General features: G+C 35.8%; 16 protein-coding genes. 5 read left to right on the top strand and 11 right to left on the bottom strand.

Annotated elements, in window-relative coordinates:
* The first annotated feature begins 94 nt into the window (after positions 1-94).
* The 3 genes from BLR30_RS04520 (at position 95) to BLR30_RS04510 (ending at position 3,431) form a co-directional block, all read left to right on the top strand.
* Entirely contained in the window at positions 95-811 is a 717-nt protein-coding gene (locus BLR30_RS04520) for a LytR/AlgR family response regulator transcription factor (protein WP_089855414.1), read from the top strand.
* Between the two features lie 122 nt (positions 812-933).
* Positions 934-2,100: a T9SS type A sorting domain-containing protein gene (locus BLR30_RS04515; protein ID WP_089855411.1), complete on the top strand. Its 1,167-nt coding sequence runs from the start codon at positions 934-936 to the stop codon at positions 2,098-2,100.
* Between the two features lie 182 nt (positions 2,101-2,282).
* Positions 2,283-3,431, top strand: coding sequence for a methionine aminotransferase (locus BLR30_RS04510; protein ID WP_089855407.1), 1,149 nt, complete (start codon positions 2,283-2,285; stop codon positions 3,429-3,431).
* A gap of 82 nt (positions 3,432-3,513) precedes the next feature.
* Here BLR30_RS04510 and BLR30_RS04505 read toward each other — a convergent pair whose 3' ends face one another.
* Both BLR30_RS04505 and BLR30_RS04500 read right to left on the bottom strand, forming a co-directional pair.
* On the bottom strand, positions 3,514-4,278 hold the full coding sequence (locus tag BLR30_RS04505; RefSeq protein WP_089855404.1) for an SDR family NAD(P)-dependent oxidoreductase: 765 nt from the start codon (positions 4,276-4,278) through the stop codon (positions 3,514-3,516).
* An 86-nt stretch (positions 4,279-4,364) separates the two neighbouring features.
* The gene (locus tag BLR30_RS04500) at positions 4,365-5,312 is read right to left on the bottom strand and encodes a helix-turn-helix domain-containing protein (protein WP_089855401.1); all 948 of its coding nucleotides are present in this window, start codon (positions 5,310-5,312) and stop codon (positions 4,365-4,367) included.
* 128 nt (positions 5,313-5,440) lie between these two features.
* Here BLR30_RS04500 and BLR30_RS17655 point away from each other — a divergent pair, with 128 nt between their 5' ends.
* Entirely contained in the window at positions 5,441-5,596 is a 156-nt protein-coding gene (locus tag BLR30_RS17655; RefSeq protein WP_175443600.1) for a hypothetical protein, read from the top strand.
* 94 nt (positions 5,597-5,690) lie between these two features.
* Here BLR30_RS17655 and ychF read toward each other — a convergent pair whose 3' ends face one another.
* From ychF to BLR30_RS04475, 5 genes are all read right to left on the bottom strand, one after another.
* Entirely contained in the window at positions 5,691-6,782 is a 1,092-nt protein-coding gene (gene ychF / locus BLR30_RS04495; protein WP_089855398.1) for a redox-regulated ATPase YchF, read from the bottom strand.
* A gap of 163 nt (positions 6,783-6,945) precedes the next feature.
* Entirely contained in the window at positions 6,946-7,497 is a 552-nt protein-coding gene (locus tag BLR30_RS04490) for a ferritin (RefSeq protein WP_089855394.1), read from the bottom strand.
* 565 nt (positions 7,498-8,062) lie between these two features.
* Complete coding sequence (locus BLR30_RS04485) at positions 8,063-9,661, bottom strand: glycoside hydrolase family 10-like protein (protein WP_089855391.1); 1,599 nt, start codon at positions 9,659-9,661, stop codon at positions 8,063-8,065.
* A 631-nt stretch (positions 9,662-10,292) separates the two neighbouring features.
* Positions 10,293-12,101, bottom strand: a complete 1,809-nt coding sequence (gene typA / locus BLR30_RS04480) for a translational GTPase TypA (protein ID WP_089855388.1) — start codon at positions 12,099-12,101, stop codon at positions 10,293-10,295.
* A 187-nt stretch (positions 12,102-12,288) separates the two neighbouring features.
* Positions 12,289-12,546 carry a DUF1294 domain-containing protein gene (locus BLR30_RS04475; protein WP_089855916.1) on the bottom strand — a complete coding sequence of 86 codons (258 nt, stop codon included), beginning with the start codon at positions 12,544-12,546 and terminating at the stop codon, positions 12,289-12,291.
* A gap of 61 nt (positions 12,547-12,607) precedes the next feature.
* Here BLR30_RS04475 and BLR30_RS04470 point away from each other — a divergent pair, with 61 nt between their 5' ends.
* Positions 12,608-12,964: a hypothetical protein gene (locus BLR30_RS04470; protein ID WP_089855385.1), complete on the top strand. Its 357-nt coding sequence runs from the start codon at positions 12,608-12,610 to the stop codon at positions 12,962-12,964.
* A gap of 55 nt (positions 12,965-13,019) precedes the next feature.
* Here BLR30_RS04470 and BLR30_RS04465 read toward each other — a convergent pair whose 3' ends face one another.
* Genes BLR30_RS04465 through BLR30_RS04450 form a run of 4 tightly spaced genes read right to left on the bottom strand, consistent with a single transcriptional unit; the run spans position 13,020 to position 19,930 of the window.
* Positions 13,020-14,459: a 5-methylcytosine restriction system specificity protein McrC gene (locus BLR30_RS04465; protein WP_089855382.1), complete on the bottom strand. Its 1,440-nt coding sequence runs from the start codon at positions 14,457-14,459 to the stop codon at positions 13,020-13,022.
* 2 nt (positions 14,460-14,461) lie between these two features.
* A complete protein-coding gene (locus tag BLR30_RS17840; RefSeq protein ID WP_228400711.1) occupies positions 14,462-16,915 on the bottom strand; it encodes an AAA family ATPase in 2,454 nt (817 codons plus the stop codon).
* A 35-nt stretch (positions 16,916-16,950) separates the two neighbouring features.
* Positions 16,951-18,321 carry a restriction endonuclease subunit S gene (locus BLR30_RS17535; protein ID WP_139164587.1) on the bottom strand — a complete coding sequence of 457 codons (1,371 nt, stop codon included), beginning with the start codon at positions 18,319-18,321 and terminating at the stop codon, positions 16,951-16,953.
* Positions 18,314-19,930 (bottom strand): HsdM family class I SAM-dependent methyltransferase, encoded by a 1,617-nt coding sequence (locus BLR30_RS04450; RefSeq protein WP_089855379.1) that lies wholly within the window; start codon positions 19,928-19,930, stop codon positions 18,314-18,316. Before BLR30_RS04450 ends, BLR30_RS17535 begins: the two co-directional genes overlap by 8 nt.
* Positions 19,931-19,934 lie beyond the last annotated feature (4 nt).

Raw genomic sequence — 19,934 nt, 5'->3', positions numbered from 1 at the left:
TATTGATAAATTATTTTTAAATAAAATATCTAAAATTAGCATTATGATGACAGTCTACTAAATAAAAACTGAAACTAAAAACCAAACTCACACCATGAAAAATAAATTGCATGCCTGCATCATTGATGACAATGACAGCGAATCCATTTCCCTATTATTAAAAAAAGAATTTCCTGAATTCGAAATTGATTTTCAAACGAACAACATTCAGTTTGCTTCCGATTATCTCAGTAAAAACTCGGCGGATATCTTATTTGTTGATATCCAGCTTTCCGATGAAACTGCGCTGAATACGTTGTCTAAATTCAGACAAAATCCCTATTCTCCTATTATTTTTATTGCCGATTCTGAAATATCTGCCATTCGAGCCATAAAAGAAGGGATTACAGACTATCTACTCAAACCGGTTACAAATCTTGAGTTTGTGCTTACCGTTAATAAAGCTATTGAAAAGTTTAAGAAAAACAAACTCAACCTTATTCACCACTACCAGAACAAAATTAACCTTCCTACTTTACAGGGTTTTAAAAGGGTAAATGTTGATGAAATTATCCGTTGTGAGGCAGATTCTAATTATACCTTCATATACCTGTTGGACAAAACTAAAGTTATGGTTTCCAAGACACTTTATGATTTTGAAAAGAATCTTTCAGAATATAATTTTTTCAGAATCCATCACAAGCATCTTATTAATCTTGAACATTTAAAAGAATATATTAAAGGAAAAGGCGGACAGGTAATAATGACCGACAATTCTGTACTGGATGTTTCCATACGTCGTAAAAATGAATTTTTACATAAAATGATTTAGTAATTCACATTTATTTGAAATAGCAATACACTTACTCATTTATTACCTTCGTTTAATCATTATTAATAGACTGGTATTGAATACTTTGATACTTTTGGAAAACAACAATCCAAAAATTTATTATGAAATCAAAAGTATTATCTTTGAAAAGTATCGTTGCAGCTGCGATGATTTTTTCAGCAGCAGAAGCAAATGCTCAGTCATGGCAAGTGTTAGGGAACGGTGGCATTACATCATCCAATTATGCAGGAACGGTAAATGCCGTACCTTTCTATCTTAGAACAAACGGCTCCAGCAGCAATCCCGGGCAGGCAATTTTGAACGAGGTGGGATCGTTCTTAGTAGAAAGTGTAAATAATTCTAATGTTGCAAAAACAAAAGGAAGTATCATTGCCGGGTCAAGCAATATTTTAGGCAGTAATGCCAACAGTTGTATGGTGAGCGGATGGCAGAATGATTTATCGGATGCAGGAGGTGCTAATATTGTGGCCGGGCAGGCAAACCGTGTGTTTAAACAGGCAAGCAAATCGGTCGCTTTGGGATGGGCCAATACAATTACAGCTTCTAATCAGTTTGCCGTCGGAGTAGGTGTTGAACTGTCATCTGAATATTCGGGAGGCTTCGGAATAGATCTTATTGCAACAGGAAATCGTTCATTTGTATTCGGCGCTGGAACAGGAGGAGGGTCGAAACTAACCAACAACATTCCTTCGTCGCTGATGTTCGGAGTTTCTTCAACACCGACGATGCTTATCCAGGATCAACGCGTCGGTATCGGTACTGTTGCTCCTACCGCAATCCTTCATACAAACGGAAGAGTGAGAATGCAAAATCTCCCGAGTGGAAGCGGAAGGGCTTTGGTAGTGGATGCTAATGGAAATGTAATGGTGGCTAACACTGTCATCACAAAAATGGCAGCAGAAAAAGAAACAGATTTTCAGAATCAGATTGATGAGCTTAAAAATGAAATCACGGAACTTAAAGAATTATTAAAACAAAATAAAATAACCATTGACCTGAGTTCAGATAGCAGCTCTCCGAAATTATACCAGAACACTCCAAATCCGGGAAGAGGAGAAACAACCATTAAATATTACCTTCCAAAAGATGTAAAGGATGCTTCAATCGGAATTTATAATATTTCAGGGCAATTAATTAAAACAGTTTCTTTAAAAGAAAAAGGAAACGGCAGTATAAATATTTCAGGCATAAGAGGAGGCAGCTATGTGTATAACCTGAATATTGACGGTAAAAATATTGATTCAAAAAAAATGCTGATTCAGGATTAACAGAACTTGATTTTCAATAATTTGATATTTTTCGCAGCTTTCATTCAATATAAGCTCACATATCCCAAAGACCATCCGAAATCGGATGGTTTTTTTATGAATATTTTTACCCAAAATTAATTACATCAAAAATTTTATGATTGCAGAAAATAATCTAAATTCGATATTTCAAAACTCTTTTAATGATACAACTTCCTTTATCTAAACTTTCCAATGTCGGAACTACCATTTTCAGTCAGATGACGCAGCTGGCCAATGAAAACGAAGCCATTAATTTATCTCAGGGATTTCCAGATTTTATGCCGGATTCCGAACTGCTGGATCATGTTAATCATTTCATTAAAAAAGGATTTAACCAATATGCTCCCATGGCAGGAATGATGGTTTTAAAGGAACAAATTGCCGAAAAAATCGAAAATTCCCACCAGGCAATTTATCATCCAGATTCTGAAATTACTATTACTGCAGGCGGTACACAGGCGATTTTTACTGCTATTGCCAGTTTTATAAAGAAAGACGATGAAGTAATTATTTTTGAACCTGCTTACGATTGCTACGAACCGACAGTCGAACTTTTCGGAGGAATTGTAAAACGTTTTGAAATGAAAGCTCCCGATTATGAAATTGACTGGAATATTGTAAAAAGTTTAGTTTCAGATAAAACCAAAATGATTATTCTTAACAACCCGAATAATCCTGCTGGAAAGGTTTTAAAGGAAAATGATATGGAGGAACTGATTAAGATTGTAAAAGGGACTTCCATCCTTATTTTGAGTGACGAAGTATATGAAAATATTGTTTTTGACGGAAGAAGACATTTAAGCATCTGCAGATATCCTGAATTAAAAGAGAGAAGTCTTCTTGTGGCATCTTTCGGAAAATTATTTCATGTGACCGGCTGGAAGATTGGTTATTGCGCTGCTCCTGAGAATTTAACCCATGAATTCAGGAAAGTTCACCAGTTCAATGTTTTTTCGGTGAATACGCCAATGCAACTTGCTTTGGCAGAATACATGAAAAATCCCGATCATTACAATTATCTAAATTCCTTTTTCCAGGAAAAGAGAGATTTTTTAAGACAAGGACTCTCAAATACTTCCTTTGAATTGCTGGATTGTGAAGGAACTTATTTTCAGGCATTAAAATACGATAAGATATCCGATAAGAGTGATCTTGACTTTGCACGTGAACTTACCATTTCCCATAAAGTTGCGAGTGTTCCTTTTTCATCGTTTTATAAAAATAAACTTAATGAAAATGTGATCCGTCTGTGCTTTGCCAAAAAACAGGAAACCCTGGAAAAAGCGATTGAAAATTTGTCTAAAATATAAAATAAATCCCGGTGGCTGAGCGGAGCCGAAGCCACCGGGATTTATATCCTGTACATATCAGTTTAAAATAGTGTTGCAATTATTATAAAAACATTCCGCCGGAAGCTTCAATCCTTTGTCCGTTGATCCAACCTGCATCTTCTGTACAAAGGAAAGCAACAATACCACCGATATCATCCGGAAGTCCTGCCCTTCCTAAAGCTGTACTGCCTGCCACCATCGCATTGATATGCTCATCATCTCTGGTTCTTCCTCCACCAAAATCCGTTTCTATTGCGCCGGGCGCAATTACATTGGCTTTGATTTTTCTTGGACCTAATTCTTTTGCCATATACCGGGTAAGCATTTCCACTCCTGCTTTGATCGATCCATATACTGAAGATCCTGGTAATGCAAACCTTGCCAATCCTGAGGAAATATTAATAATTCCGCCATTGTCATTGATAAACGGCAGGAATTTCTGAGTCAGGAAAAAAACTCCTTTAAAATGAATATCTACCACATCATCAAGTTGCTCTTCCGTAACATCGGGAATCGGCGCATACAGTGCGGTTCCTGCATTATTGATAAGATAATCAATATTTCTGCTACCGGTATTTTCTTCCAAATGATCTCCTACTGTTTTTACAAAAGCATCAAAGCTTCCCGTTTCTTTTGTATTAAGCTGATAAGCAATCGCCTTTCTTCCCAATGCTTGGATTTCAGCTACAACTTTATCGGCTTCTTCTTTATTGCTGTTGTAGGTGATGATTACATCCAGTCCTTTCTGTGCAATTTTCATTGCTGCGTTTTTTCCTAAACCACGGCTTCCGCCTGTAATTAATGCAATTTTTGTTCTTGCTTCCATTTTTTCTGTTTTTTAATGAAGCAAAGTTCATCTATTATCAGTCATTAATGTTTGCTATAATCAAACCTAAATTTGCAAAATTCAAATCAAGCACGAAATTCCAAAGGAGCGAGCGATGTCTTTTTCTTAAAAAAATTAGAGAAATGGGCAATCTCTTCAAATCCCAAGGCGTATGATATTTCAGAGATATTCCATTTTGTTTGCCTGAGTAAAATTTTTGCTTCCTGTACAATTCTTTCCGCAATAATTTCCGTAGTGGTTTTCCCGGTACTTTCTTTGAGCTTTTTATTAAGATAATTCACATGAACTGCTAATCTATCTGCATAATCTTTTGCTGTTTTCATTTGTAATCTCTGTTCAACAGATTCTATCGGGAACTGCCGTTCCAACAATTCAATAAACAAAGAAACAACGCGCAGAGAAGCATCATTGGAAGCAGAGAGTTTAGATGCAGGCTGCAATTTCTGTCCGTAATGAATAAGTTCGAGAACATAATTTCTAATGAGATCATATTTAAAAACATAATCTGAATTGATTTCTTTGTTGATTTTACGGTAAAGCTGCTCTATTTCGTCAGCAAGCTCATCGTCAATTTCAAATAAAGGAATATTACCCGGCTGGAAAATAGGCAAGTCTTCAAGACTGTTATACGACTTGTCCCGGATTAAAAAATCTTCTGTAAACACGCAGAAACTCCCCGACTGATTCGGTTCCTCGGGAATCCAGTGGTAAGGAACTTTAGGCGTGGCAAAGAGCAGCGCATTCTTCTGTATCTGGATAATTTTATCGGCATATTCAGCTCTGTTGCGTCCTCTTATCAGACTGATTTTATAATACTTTCTCCTGTTGTACGGCATTTCGTCCGTCAGTTTAGCTTTTTCTATAGTCTGCGCAATATCGAATACATTAAAATGTCCGATGTCTTTATGCAGTCCTTTGGGAAAGATGCTTTCAATATCGGTTCCGAGCTTGGAAGTCATTTCGCGGTAGAAATCTTCCAGTGATGAATAGGAAGTATGTGTTGTTTTTTCCATACCTAAGTTTGTAAAATTCAAATGTACGACTTTTGCTAATCTGAGTTAATAAAATTTTTATCAAAACCATGTGATTTATTAAAAAATATTTTATAACTTAGTATATATCAAATCAAAAAATTAGTATTATGAAAAATTTAAATCTGAACAACGGAAGAAAATTGAACAAAAAACAGTTGAGATCGGTGACAGGAGGTAAAGAAATCTGTGTTGATCCTGGAACTGGTGAATGCAGAAAATTTGGGATAGGCTGTGTGGAATTAAAATGCCAGCTTATTGATTAAGTTTAAGTAGTAAACATTTTATATATTATTTCAAAAAGCGCTCCCAAAATCAATCGGGAGCGCTTTTCTATTACAACTAACTTTAATATTTTTCTTATACGTTGAATCTGAAGTGCATGATGTCGCCATCTTTTACTATATATTCCTTACCTTCTACAGAAAGTTTTCCGGCTTCTTTTACCTTCGCTTCGGAACCGTAGTGGATATAATCATCATATCTGATTACTTCCGCACGGATGAATCCTTTTTCAAAATCGGTGTGGATTACTCCTGCAGCCTGAGGTGCCGTCCAGCCCTGCCCGATTGTCCAGGCTCTTACTTCTTTAACACCAGCAGTGAAATAAGTCTGAAGCTTCAAGAGGTCATAAGCCTTTCTGATAAGACGATTTACTCCCGGTTCTGTAAGCCCAAGTTCTTCAAGGAAAATTTCTCTTTCTTCAAAAGTTTCAAGTTCATTGATATCCGCCTCGATCTGAGCTGCTAAAACAACCACTTCTGCTCCTTCATTTTGAGCCATTTCCTCGATTTTACCTATCCATTCGTTGCCGTTTTTAATGGAGTTTTCATCAACATTACAAACATACAATACCGGCTTGTTGGTCAATAGCTGTACGTCACTGATAATAGATTTCGTAGTATCATCTGTTGCAAATTCTCTTGCATTTTTACCGTCTTCCAGGAACTTCTGAAGATTCTGAAGAGTCTCATATGTAAGAATATCTTCTTTTTTGCCAGATTTAATGAACTTCTTTGCTTTTTCCACTGCTTTACCTACAGTTTCCAAATCTTTCAGCTGAAGTTCGATATCAATAATTTCTTTATCTCTTAAAGGATCTACTGAACCTTCAACGTGAACAATGTTTCCGTTATCAAAACATCTTAAAACATGGATGATCGCCTCGCACTCGCGGATATTCGCTAGAAACTGATTTCCCAATCCTTCTCCTTTGCTAGCCCCTTTCACAAGACCTGCAATATCAACAATTTCTACAACCGCAGGCAAAACCCTCTCCGGTTTTACTATTTTTTCCAGCTCAAAAAGTCGCTGATCCGGTACAGAAACCGTTCCCAAATTGGGTTCGATGGTACAGAAAGGATAGTTGGCAGACTGTGCTTTTGCGTTGCTCAGGCAATTAAAAAGAGTTGATTTACCTACATTCGGTAAGCCTACGATTCCACATTTCATAACGTTAGATTCAAAGTTTAATGTTTATTGTTCAAAGTCTGATTATGATTAGAACCCTGAACTTTCAGCGTGCAAAGATAGTGATTTTAAAGAGAGTTTCATAATAAAAAAAATCTGCCAAATATAGCAGATTTCTAATAATTCAATTCAGCGAACTGGGTTTTTATGGGTTGTCTCCTGTGGCTTCCTGCGCCAGAGGAACATCGTTAGGTGTATTTTCTAATGTTTTATCTAAAGTAAATAACGACTCATCTGTCGCTCTGTCGCCTCCTGCAATTTTCAGTTTGTCAAGTAGATCCATCGCAAGTGTTTCTTCTTCTATCTGTTCCTGTACGAACCACTGCATGAAATTCCATGTTGCCCAGTCTTTCTCTTCAAGTGCCATATCTACCAGTTTGTAAATGGCAGTTGTATTATCCACTTCGTGTTTAAACACCCCTTCAAAGCAGGCAGTCAGAGATTCAGGATCGGCGGGTGGTGCTGGTATCGCTTCCACTTTTGGTTTGCCTCCCCTATTCAGAACATATTCCATAAATTTAATTGAATGGTTTCTTTCTTCCTGAGCGTGTCTGTATAGAAAGTTGGCAATTCCCTGATATCCTTTATCATCTGCCCATATTCCATAAGATAAAAAAACGTGTGCAGCGTGAATTTCTTTATTCATCTGGTCACTGAGCGCTTTTTCCATCGCTTCGGAAAGTCTTTTGGTATTCATAATTGATATTTTTTAGTGATTATGGTTGAATAAGATGCAAAAATGATTCCGAGAAGATTTTTAATACGAGTTCTTGAAATCAGCCAATTTATAAGCGACTGAAATTCTTTATTTTAAGTTGATAATTTATAGTTATTCTAAACTTCTATACTCATAAAACAGCAGTTTAAACTCAAAGGATATTCAATTTTTCAGAAGCTTTTTGACTATGTCGAATTGCTTCTATTTATTTTTTATAAGAAGCAATTTCCCGCTTTCCGTTGCAATCTTTTTTCTCCGCACCTAAATCCCTCTCTTCGGGAGAGGGATTTTCAACAGCAAAAAAAGGATTTTCACTGCAATCGGGGCTAGGGGTGACAGTCTTTCATTTAAAAGTGAGACAAAGTTTTCACTATTGACTATCTATAAACCACCCCGTCTAAATTTTCCCTGAAAATTTATCCACCCCTCCAAAGGAGGGGAATTTATTCAAGTTAAGGAATCAATACATTGATTTTTATTAAATGTTGTAAGTTAAGGTGCTTAATTTCTTAATGCTAAAAATACATTATAAATTTAAGATAGATTACTTTACCTTTTTTGCCATATAATCACTTTCGTTTCCTAATCTGTCGATGGCTTTGATGGCAACTGCATTCAGAGTTCTTCCGTCTTTATATTTCGGAATTTCTTTTGAAAGCTGATCCAGTGTAAGGATTTCAGTTTCCCAAACCCCGTTATACTGCGTGAAAAGCACCCACTGAAAAACCTCTCCTATATTTTTGGTGCTCCAGCTTATCTGTGCAAAACTTCCGTTATCATTAATAAATAAAGTCGGGGTTTGCAGAGTTGCAGCTTTTATCCAGGGCGTTTTAGGCACTAATGCTTTTTCTTTATAAGGTCCATTTTTTAAAGTAGGAAGCATCGCTGCATTTTTTGTTAGTCCTGCAATACTCCAGTGTATTTCTCCAGCATCATTTCCCAGAATCTGTCTCGAAATCTCAATCTGACTTCTGATTTCTGAAGGGCGGTCTGAAACTCTTATTTCAACCGTATTTAATCCTGGCCACAGATGACGATTTAAGGTATTTTCAGATTTCCACCAACGAAGCAGGGATTCAAAAGGTTGTCCTTTAGACTCCACAGGCCAGTATAATTGTGGCGAAAAATAATCTACCCAACCCTTATTTAACCATAATTTTGCATCGGCATACAATTCGTCATACTGCGAAGACCCCACCACTCCCTGCGGATAACCCGGTTTCCAGATCCCGAACGGGCTGATTCCAAAGCGTACATAATTTTTCTCTGCATGGATTTCTTTGTAAATTCTTTCTACAAATCTATTGACGTTATCTCTTCGCCAGTCTGCTCTGGAAAGCGTTCCTCCATTTCTCTGGTATTCATTCCATGTGGCATTATCAGGAAAATCAGCACCTCTGTTGTAAGTGGCATACGGATAGAAATAGTCATCAAAATGTACTGCGTCTATATCATAACGTTTCACAATGTCTTTAACCACATTAGAAACGTGTCCCTGTGTTTTAGGGTTGGCAGGATCAAACCAGTACATTCCGTTTTTTAATCTCACCACAATATCAGAAAGTTTATTTACCATCGACAATTTGTTTGGTGAGCCTCCGTTGGAATGATGTGCACGGTAAGGATTCAGCCATACGTGAAGTTCCAGTCCTCTTTTGTGTGCTTCATCGATCCAGAACTGGAGCGGATCATAATTCGGATAAGGAGCGGAACCGGTCTGCCCGGTCAGAAAATATGACCAGGGTTCTATATTGCTTGTGTATAAGGCATCAGCAGATGGCCGTACCTGAAAGATTACGGCATTGAAATTATTATCTTTTAGCATATCAAGCATGGAGATGGCTTCGGCTTTTTGCTGCTGAACGGATAAGTTGTTTCTTGAAGGCCAATTGATATTGGCTACGCTGGCAACCCAAGCTCCGCGAAATTCTCTTTTAATCTCGGGAAGATCTGTTCTGAAAGTTTCTTCGGGCGGAATCATAGCAATAGGTTTTGGACCCGGCGGCGGCGTTGTATTATTGTTGGTCTTTGCTGTGTTTTTTGTGGGGGTGGAAGCTTTTACGGCATTGCCTTGGGTTGAACAGGAAATGAATGATGTAAAAGCTCCTGATAATATGATTAGTTTTAAGTAATTTATTCTCATAGCTGCAAAACTACATTAATTTATTTTGTTGATTTAAATTACGAGAATAAAATGAAATAAAGTAATATTTTCACGCAAAGGTCGCGAAGATTTTTTTTAATTACTAGCTGTTTTTTAAGTTCGCAAAGGTGAAAAGGCTGAATGGAGTAATGTAATGCTTTTTTTACATATTATATCTTATCATGAGGTTGTCATGCTGAAAGCATCTTCATATCAAATTATATTTTTAGCGCAAAGACCGCGAAGATTTTTTAAATACTAAGTGTTTTTTTAAGTTAGCTAAGGCGTTTCACTCAGCGAAAAGTTGGATTAATCAAGGTAATTCTCTTTTTACTTTTTTAACGAAAAGCTTTGTTTATCATGAGTTTGTCATGTTGGAAACATCTCGATACCGCAATATATTCTTAAACGCAAAGAACACTAAGAGTTTTTTGAATACTGCTGATTTTAAGTTCGCTAAGACATTTCATTAGCCAAGCTCACAAAGAATTTCTATGAAGTCATGTTTTATTCTCTCGCTGATTTCACGGATAGTGCAGATCTCATTCTGCAAACTGTTTCAAGGTTTGTATATATTATTTAAACACAAAAAGCTCCGAATGATCGGAGCTTTGTATTTATAAAGGGTTGATTACGCTTTCGCTGATCTTTCCACTCTTTTTCTTTCTTCTTCGGAAAGGATTTTCTTTCTCATACGGATAAAGTTCGGGGTTACCTCAATGGCTTCATCACCCTGGATATACTCCATACATTCTTCAAGAGAGAATAAGATCTTCGGTGCTACACCTGTATCTTTATCTTTTCCTGCAGCTCTCATATTGTTCAGCTGTTTTGCTTCAACGATGTTTACAACAAGATCTCCAGGTTTATTCTGCTCACCAATAATCATCCCTGCATAGATTTCTTCTCCCGGATCTACGAAGAACTTACCTCTGTCCTGTAGTTTGTTGATTGAATATTCCGTAGCAGGTCCCTGAGTTTTACTGATTAATACCCCATTGTTTCTTCCCGGAATAGCTCCTTTGAAAGGCTTATATTCTGTGAAACGGTGTGCCATGATCGCTTCTCCCGCAGTAGCTGTCAACATCTGAGAACGCAATCCGATCAAACCTCTTGAAGGAATCTCGAATTCCATGTGCTGCATTTCTCCTTTGGTTTCCATGATGTGAAGGTCTCCTTTTCTCTGCGTTGCCAAATCGATTACTCTTGAAGCAAATTCTTCAGGAACGTCAACAACCAAAGATTCATAAGGCTCTAATTTCTCCCCGTTTTCATCTTCTCTCAAGATAACCTGTGGCTGACCGATTGTCATTTCATATCCTTCTCTTCTCATCGTTTCAATTAGAACTGACAAGTGAAGAATACCTCTACCGAAAACCAAGAAAGTATTAGCATCATCTGTCTGCTGAACTCTTAATGCTAAGTTTTTCTCTAATTCTTTGGTTAATCTTTCTTTCAGGTGGTTTGAAGTTACATATTTTCCGTCTTTCCCGAAGAAAGGTGAATTGTTGATCGAGAACGTCATGTTCAGCGTAGGCTCATCAATTGCCGTTCTTTCCAATGGTTCAGGATTTTCAAGATCTACGAAAGAATCTCCGATCTGGAAAGCATCGAAACCTACTACAGCACAGATATCACCTGCCTGAACTTCAGTTACTTTTTTCTTTCCTAATCCTTCGAATACGTATAATTCTTTTACTTTTCCTTTTACAATTTTACCGTCTGCCTGAGCAAGTCCGATCCATTGAGATTCTTTAAGTTCACCTCTTGTTACTTTTCCGATAGCGATTCTTCCTAAGAAAGAAGAATAATCTAGGGAAGTAATCTGCATCTGAAGATTACCCTCTGTTACTTTAGGTGCCGGAACGTATTGTAAGATACCATCCAATAACGGTAAAATATCTTCAGTCTGTTCCAAAGAAGTGTTGAACCAACCTTGTTTTGAAGATCCGTAGAACGTAGGGAAATCCAATTGCTCTTCGGTAGCTTCAAGGTTGAAGAACAAATCAAATACCTGATCGTGAACTTCATCCGGACGACAATTTGGTTTGTCTACTTTATTGATAACCACCAATGGTCTTAGTCCCAGCTCCAAAGCTTTCTGAAGTACGAATCTGGTCTGTGGCATTGGTCCTTCGAAGGCATCTACCAGAAGGATTACCCCGTCTGCCATTTTCAGTACTCTTTCTACTTCCCCACCGAAATCGGCGTGACCTGGTGTATCGATTACGTTAATTTTCGTGTCTTTATAAGTAACAGAAATATTCTTGGATAAGATCGTGATCCCTCTTTCTCTTTCAAGATCGTTATTATCCATAATTAATTCTCCACTCTCCTGATTTTCTCTGAAAATATTGGTAGCGTGAATGATCTTGTCAACCAGAGTCGTCTTACCGTGGTCAACGTGTGCGATGATCGCAATATTTCTAATGTTTTGCATAAAAGATTTTTACGGGTGCAAAAGTAATGATTTTTAATGAAATACTCACCAATAAGTTTTGTTAATTAACAAATTCATAATGAGAGTTTTAAATAAAAACTTAGAATAAACCTTTATCATTGAGACAATTGTCCTGAATATCTAAACAAAAACTTCCAAATAACTGTTTTGTGTTTAAACAATATTTTTAAGAGTATTTTCCATACAGATAAATGAAAGCAGCCTGAATCAAAACAATGAATCCGAACTTTATTAAAAAGTTTCTTTTTGATATTTTATGCCTGAACACAATCATTCCCAGCAAAGCTCCCAGAGTTCCGCCTAAGAAGGTAAATGATAACAGAGTAGATTCGGGAATTCTTCGCTGGTGTTTTACCGCCTTACGCTTATCAATCCTGAAGAGAATAAAGTTGATGATGTTGATGAATGCTATTACATAAAACATAACCGAAAATCTAACACAAAAAAATGATCCGGAATTTTTACCTTTGCGGTAAATATCATCCATGACCATACAGGATCTCGCAGGAAGCTATGCCATTCAGGGCAGCAATCAGGAAGAAAATGACAACATTTCTTATCAGGGAATCCTGACCTTATCTCTTGACGAAAATAACCGCATTATCGCCGAATGGTTGATCGGTGATCACGAACAGCGCGGCACCGGCTTTTATAAAGACGGCATTTTGGTCATCAACTTCCGGTATGAAGGCGGCGATCAGGAAATTTATAAAGGCGTTGCCGTCTACCGCTGGATCAGCAAAGATGTACTTGATGGCTTCTGGTCCGAGAAGCACGGAGATCCGAGGTTTTTAGGGAGTGAGTATGCGGTGAGGATTTCTGGTGGCGGAGTGGTGAATTGAAAAGTCATTGCGAGCGAAGCGAAGCAATCTCAAATAAATATTTTCAATATTCTATCTACTTTATAGTCGGTAAACTTATCCCTATTTTATAAACTTTATGATAGACACTAACTTCATCCCATTTTAATTCACCTAGATTTAAATTATTATTACAAATACCATCAATTGGTTTTGGATAAATAATCAGGCATTCTATTTCTTCATTTAATTGAGGAGATTGATTTTTTACTTTTTTTAATCTTGCATAACCTGCAACCTGTCTTATATCATTATGAACCTGACTGTAATTATAATGCAGTTTATATTTAGCGTCCACCACAATTTTTTTATCACCGCTGCAAATCAAAAAATCCAAAGCATTCCCATGGGTTGAAAACTGATAATTGAAGTTCTCTGCTTTAAGTTCAGGATTATCTTTCAATAATTGGGCATAGACATACAGCTCGAACATTTTCGGCATATCAATCCAAAACGGAGGAGTAGAGATTTTTTCTTCAGTCGTTTTGGTAATATTGTAAGAAAACCTTTTTAAAATCTGTTGCCCGACTTTGATGGCATCTTTGTATTCTTTGAAAAAAGGATTATGCTTATAATTTTTGATCTCATGAATATTAATCTCTGATCCAATATGCTCGAACGACGGACGAATATAATTGATTAACCAAAAAATTTCATTTTCGTCTTTAAAATAAATCTTATTGTTCTCCACATAATTGGTACAAAAAATAAATACTTTATTCAGAAAACGATTTTCAAGCGAATCTTCTCCGAAAACCTGGTATTCGCAAAATGTGTTTGTCAGTCTGTTTTTAAAAACGTTCTGTCTGATCTGTTGCCCGACTAAAATTTTACCTTTAACTCTGTTTCTGAGATTTTTCTGTTCTTTATAGTATGATTTTTTTAAACCTTTTCTAGTGATGTCTTTTAACAGATTAAGAAATTTAACCACCAGAAAAGGAGTTAATAAATCCTGCTTCTGATTAATTAAAATCTCATGATCCTCCCAATCGACAAGTAATAAATTTTCAGTATGTCTGGATACTTCGGAGTGAGACATGATCTGCATGAGCATTTCGATTACATTTACTTCGTATTCATTACCTGAAGTCTCAATCTCATCTTTAGTTTCTTTATCCCATTGTTCTATTTCTTTTTCAGAAATATCTTCATTTTCGATATCAGAAACTTTTTCAAAAGATTCTACAACTTTGTCATTAAGCTTTGGTTCTACCTGAATAAAGCGGCTTTTGTCTGTAGTGAGCCAGTCAATCCCCACAAAATAATCAGAGCTAATCTTAATTTCTTTTTCGGAAATATTCTGCTTTTTAAAACACAGGTATTCTTTGCCACGCTCTTTTTTAAAGACACGTGGCAAGATTTCCGGTAAGTGTTTTGGAGAAGCAAGCAAATGCTCTTTTTTATTTAAATTAAATTTTTTTTCTTCTTCAGTAATAATTAATTTATACTCAATATGTTCTTTCAGAATGATGCCCATCGTTACTCAATTTTTAAAGTAAATTGATTTTCAATTTCATTAATTTGTCCCAAAGCATCAGCTTTTAAAACTCCATCTCTTACATACTCCAGAAGGATAGGTTTAATTTCGTAATTCCAGCGTACTTTCATCTCTCCTCCTTCTTCTGATTTATCAATAAAGTAAGAGTGTCCTAAAGCCACATCTTTTGGTTCAAATTCCTGAGAAATAAAATCTGATTTAGTCTCATACTCATTTTCTGTGAAAAGTGCTTTTACAGCAGAAAACAGATCTGTATAAAATTTTCCTTCTTCCATTTCTGATGTTAAATCTTTTGGTATAATATCCACAAAAGCAAACCTTCTTCTGATGGCATAATCAATATGTCCTACACTTCGGTCTGCGGTGTTCATGGTTCCAATGATGTATAGGTTTGGCGGAAGGATCAGTTTATTTTTCGTTAATGAATCATCTACCGAATACATGCTTTCAACTTCTTCTCCACGATATTCTAATGCGTAAATTAATTCGCCTAAGACTGATGAGAGATTGGCACGGTTGATTTCGTCGATGATAAGAATGTAGTTTTTTTTCTCTATTTTTTTAGTCTCGTTTGTAGTACTATACTGCAAATTGTTTTCATCCAGATATTTTTTAAACTTTTCTACCAGGTTTTGGTAAAGATAATACATTCCGCTTCTTGCAGATTTAGACAACAATTCATTGTTTCTGATCTTACTTGTCATTTCGGATAAATACAACCCTATATAACCATTAATAATATCCGAATCCTTAACCAGAACAGAATCGTTTTCGTTACTGTAACGATTCACTCTCAGGGAATCATCTTCAACAAAAGTAATCTTTGGTTTTGTTCCTTCTTTAATCAATACTTCATTATCCGTCTCAATTTCTTTCTGTATACTTTCTTTAAATTTAACATACTGAGTATTTACCCAGTTTTCTTTTGAAACCTGTTCCGGGATTTTCTTTGAATCTAAATAATTTTTTAACGCTGCATCAGCAAACTCCCCTAAAATTTTATTTACATTTTTATATTCAATTTTATCACCTTTTGATTCTGCAACAATTCCTCTAACAAAATCTTCATAGGTGTAGCTCGGGTGAAACTGGATGATTTTAAATTGTTCGCTTTTTTGAAGTTCCTTTTCATCAAGTCCTAACATATTTTGTGCAATTGATTTTGCTTCTCTTGTTTTTCCCGTTCCGGGAGGCCCCTGTAAGATGATTTGCTTTTTGTATTGCAGCAAATTTATAATATGCTCATTTTCATACTTTGTTAAATTGTTATCCATCATTGAAAGTAAATATTCATAATATTTTTTGCCATCATCTAACCCGGAGTCGTAACCAGTAATATCAGTTAGCGTTTTTACAACCATGTGTTGATCTATATTCCATTCTCCTTTCTTTTTCCATTCAACTTTTCTGGCGTGTTTATAATCTTCTCTGTCTGCATCATAATAGTAATCTGAACTAACCTCTCCAAATCCCATCAGTTGTTTTCTTCCTTTTTTAACGATAATGATATCACCGATATTCATCGAGTTGATAAATTCATCATTTGCAATGGTAGCATTAGACTTATTTTCATTACCTCCGTAGGCATCATACAAAGCTTTTTTAATTTCATCTCCATTTGAATAGCTGTTCAGATCCTGGAGTTCATCCCATCCTAAAGCCATAATTCCGAGATCATAAAATTCATCCCATTTATAAGCAGATTCTCCCGGGGAATAGAGCCAATATCTTTTTTCGGAAGTATGATTGTAAGTAACCGAACAATACATGAAATCCTGAATCAGCAAATGCAAAGATTCATCTGTATAAAGATTGTTTTCGGTATTGTATTGCCGATACTGCTGAATGAATGGATCAGAAAGTATTATTTCTTTAATCTGATTGAGAATTTCAAGATAGATGATATAATTATGGTTTTGTCCTTTTCTTATAAAGCCCATACCCAACTGATCTGCAAAATTTTTAACAAAGCTGAATTTAAAAAGTGAATACTTTGATGGGTTTTGCAAAAACAGATAAAGCGACATTGACCGGATGTCCTGACTGTGATAATTGAGTTTTTTATCCGGATATTTATCCTGAAGTAATGTAAGCTGATTATCAAAATACTTTTTGAAATCATTCAGACGTGTAAGCAGGTCTGTCTCTTCATTAAACAGGTTTTCAAAGGCGGCCAATGTTTCATCCGGAAAGTCATTGAAAAACCAGGTAGCCATTGTGGTCGGGTAATAGTTGATACTTGTCCACAGATTATTCCTGCCCTTTACTTCAAAAGCTTCTTTAAACATTGTGATTTTATCATCAACATTCCAATTCCATTTATCTGAAACCTGCTTTAAAACGTCCCATTTGTATTTTTCGTCGTATATCGAAGAATCTTTAAAAAATTCTTCTTTGTATTGATTCCATTTTTTTTGAAAAAGTTCTTGGTTCATAGGTTATAGTTATTAATTTTTTTATAGTTAGTTTTTTATTCCACCTTTACCTGCCCATTCATCAGCATGGGCAAGAGCCAGTCTCGTAAGGCAGAGAGTTCTTGGTTTTGTTTTTCAAGATTATTAATTTTTTTGAAAATTATATCTATTTTTCTATTAAATGCTGATAATATACTTTTTTCAGGAATGCTAATTATTAAATTATTTAGTAATTGTTGATTAACATTTTTCATAATTGTTCCTCCTGAACCATTTTTAATTAATTCTTCTAAAGATTTCAAATAAAAAAAGACTTTATTTTTGAATAATGGATTATAAATTTCATAATGAATTGCAAAACCACAGTAAAGTGTATTTTCTGAAAAATCCGATATTAATCTCGTAGCTCCAGGAATTCCACTTCTTGCCACTATAATACTATTTTCATTTACAGAATATTTTTTAACATCATTTTCATTTAAATATATAATATCTAAATCTTCATTCTTAATAAAATAACTGGAACCACTAATATTTCTTACATTAATTATAGGACACGGTATATTACCCGGATTTGATGGATTGTAATTAACTCCATTTTTAAAATTACCTAATTCTTCAAGCTTTTTCACCTCCCACCCTTCAGGGATTTCTCTTTTTAGCGTTTCGTTGTACACCATCTTTCCACCGGAAGATTTGTAGCCTCGACTCCGCTCGGCTACCATAACTCCTTTACGCTCGACTACATTATTTCTTTCACGCTCGGCTACCGATTGTTGGCTGAGCGGAGTCGAAGCCAAGGTACCGGAAACCGGAAAATCAAACTGTACAAACCAATAATCATATAGTGTTTTTGCCATCGCTTCCAATTCTGTATTAATGCGGTCGTTGAGTTCTATTTTATCATCTAAAGCGGATAAGACAGATGCTATTTTTTGTTGGGTGATTAAATCAGGTAATTCAACTGGAACTTTTCTAATAAAATTCATTGGAGGAAAGTTAGGAATTGTTGAATCTCCACTACCTCCTATGATTCTTTTAGAAATAAGATTTTCAAATAAATATATAAAATATTTATCATCAACAATATCTGTATTTAATCTAATTCTTAACAGTGCTTGATTTATTACACCAACTTCAGAATTTTCAGGTAACTGGTATATTGCTCCATAATTAACACCTGAGCAGGACACTAAAATATCTTTTGGATTAGCAACAAATCTATACATAGACTTATCAAAATATTCTTTAGTAATATAATAATTACCTAATCTTGAATCTTTGTTTAGAATGACTCCTTGTTCATATACTTTATAAGTATTTGAAGATTTATCAACAAAGATGTCCTTTTTTAATGCTCCTCCAAAAGGTCCTCTTAAAAAACCATCATTTTTACTAACAATATCTTCAAAAAAATACTTAATCATACTTCAACCCTTTTAAGTTCTCCAAAATCTTTTTGTCCAACTCATTTCCTTCTGCAAACAATTGACTCAAATTGCTTTCGTAAGTTTGCATTTTCTGCGCAAATTCTTCTGCGGTAATTTCTACATATTCTATCTTCACTTCAAAATATTGCCCCGCAGAAAAGCTGTAATTTTTGGCGATTACCTCTTCTTTGGTTACCAATACAGAAAAATCGTCCTCTGCATTCTTTTGGTTCATGGCATCAATAATGCGTTGTTCTTCTAATGGAGTAAGGACGGTTTTTTGGTTTTTGCCTTCTTTAATGTTTTTTCCCAGTTTAGAAGCATCTACCAAGACTATCTTTTCGCTGTCGGCTTCTTTGTCTATAAATACAATAGAAACATTGGTTCCTGTACTCGCAAAAATATTGCTCGGCATACTTACCACGCCACGCAGCCAGTTGCGTTGTATTAATGCTTCCCTTATTTTTCTTTCGATCCCGCTTTGTGCCGTGATAAATCCTGTAGGAACAACAATTGCGGCTTTACCTTTGGTATCCAAACTGTACATAATGTGCTGAATAAACAAGAGGTAAATCGCCATTTTATCTTTATCCTTGTTTGGAATCTTAGGAACGCCTGCAAAAAATCTTTCTTTAAAACTGTCTTTGGTAAGGTCTGCCTGATAATCTGAAAAATCCAGTTTAAACGGAGGATTGGAAACAATATAATCAAACTTCCGGTCAAGATGGGCCGGCTGTAAAATGGTGTTTCCTTTAATGATATTCGGGATCGAGTGCTGAAGGTTATTCAGAATTAAATTTAATCTCAGCATATTTGCAGACTTTTGAGAAATATCTTCCGAATAAATGGTACAGTTTTTTTCACCAATGGCGTGGGCGATATTCATCAGCAATGTTCCGGATCCCGCACTGGGGTCATAAACTTTGGCATTATTCGCCTCACCGTTTACCAAAATCGCCGCCATAATTCTTGCTACCGCATGAGGCGTATAATATTCGGCATACTTACCGCCACTGTCGCTGTTGTAATCTTTAATCAGATATTCAAAAATCGTGGCAAAGAAATCGTATTTCTCAGTGAACATTTTTTCAAAACTTACGTTCACCAGTTTGTTGAGTAAAGCACGACAAAAAGCATCACGCTGCGAAGCATCTCTGATAAAAAGACTGATATCATCAAACATTTTATCTTTTACGCCGGTTGCAGAACTCACCGAATAAATATCTATGTTTTCTGCGCTGATGGTTCTTAACGTACCGTCAAAAATGGCTTCTCCGAAATTGGGCTGGTTAGAATTGTTGAACAGGTAAGCAATCAGCTGATCCGGTTTAAGTTTTGCTGCTTTGTTTCCTATTCTTGCCAGAAGAAACTGTTTTTTATCATCCGGAAGGTTTTCATAGGCCGACTGAAAATCTTCTGCCTGAGACAATTCAGGTTCTATTTTTTTGGCTTCGTATATAAATTTGTCATTGAGGTATTTGTAAAGAAATACCTGTGAAATAATATTGAATTCGCTGGCATCATTTCCTAATCCGTAGTTTGCGCAAACACTTTTTAGTCCGTCTATTAAGGTTTTGGTCTGCGTGATAAACTGTATCTCCGTCATTTCT

The sequence above is a fragment of the Chryseobacterium taeanense genome, from assembly GCF_900099685.1.
Lineage (GTDB): Bacteria > Bacteroidota > Bacteroidia > Flavobacteriales > Weeksellaceae > Chryseobacterium > Chryseobacterium taeanense.
The sequence above is the reverse complement of the archived record's forward strand: the minus strand, read 5'-3'. Positions and strand labels throughout refer to the sequence as shown.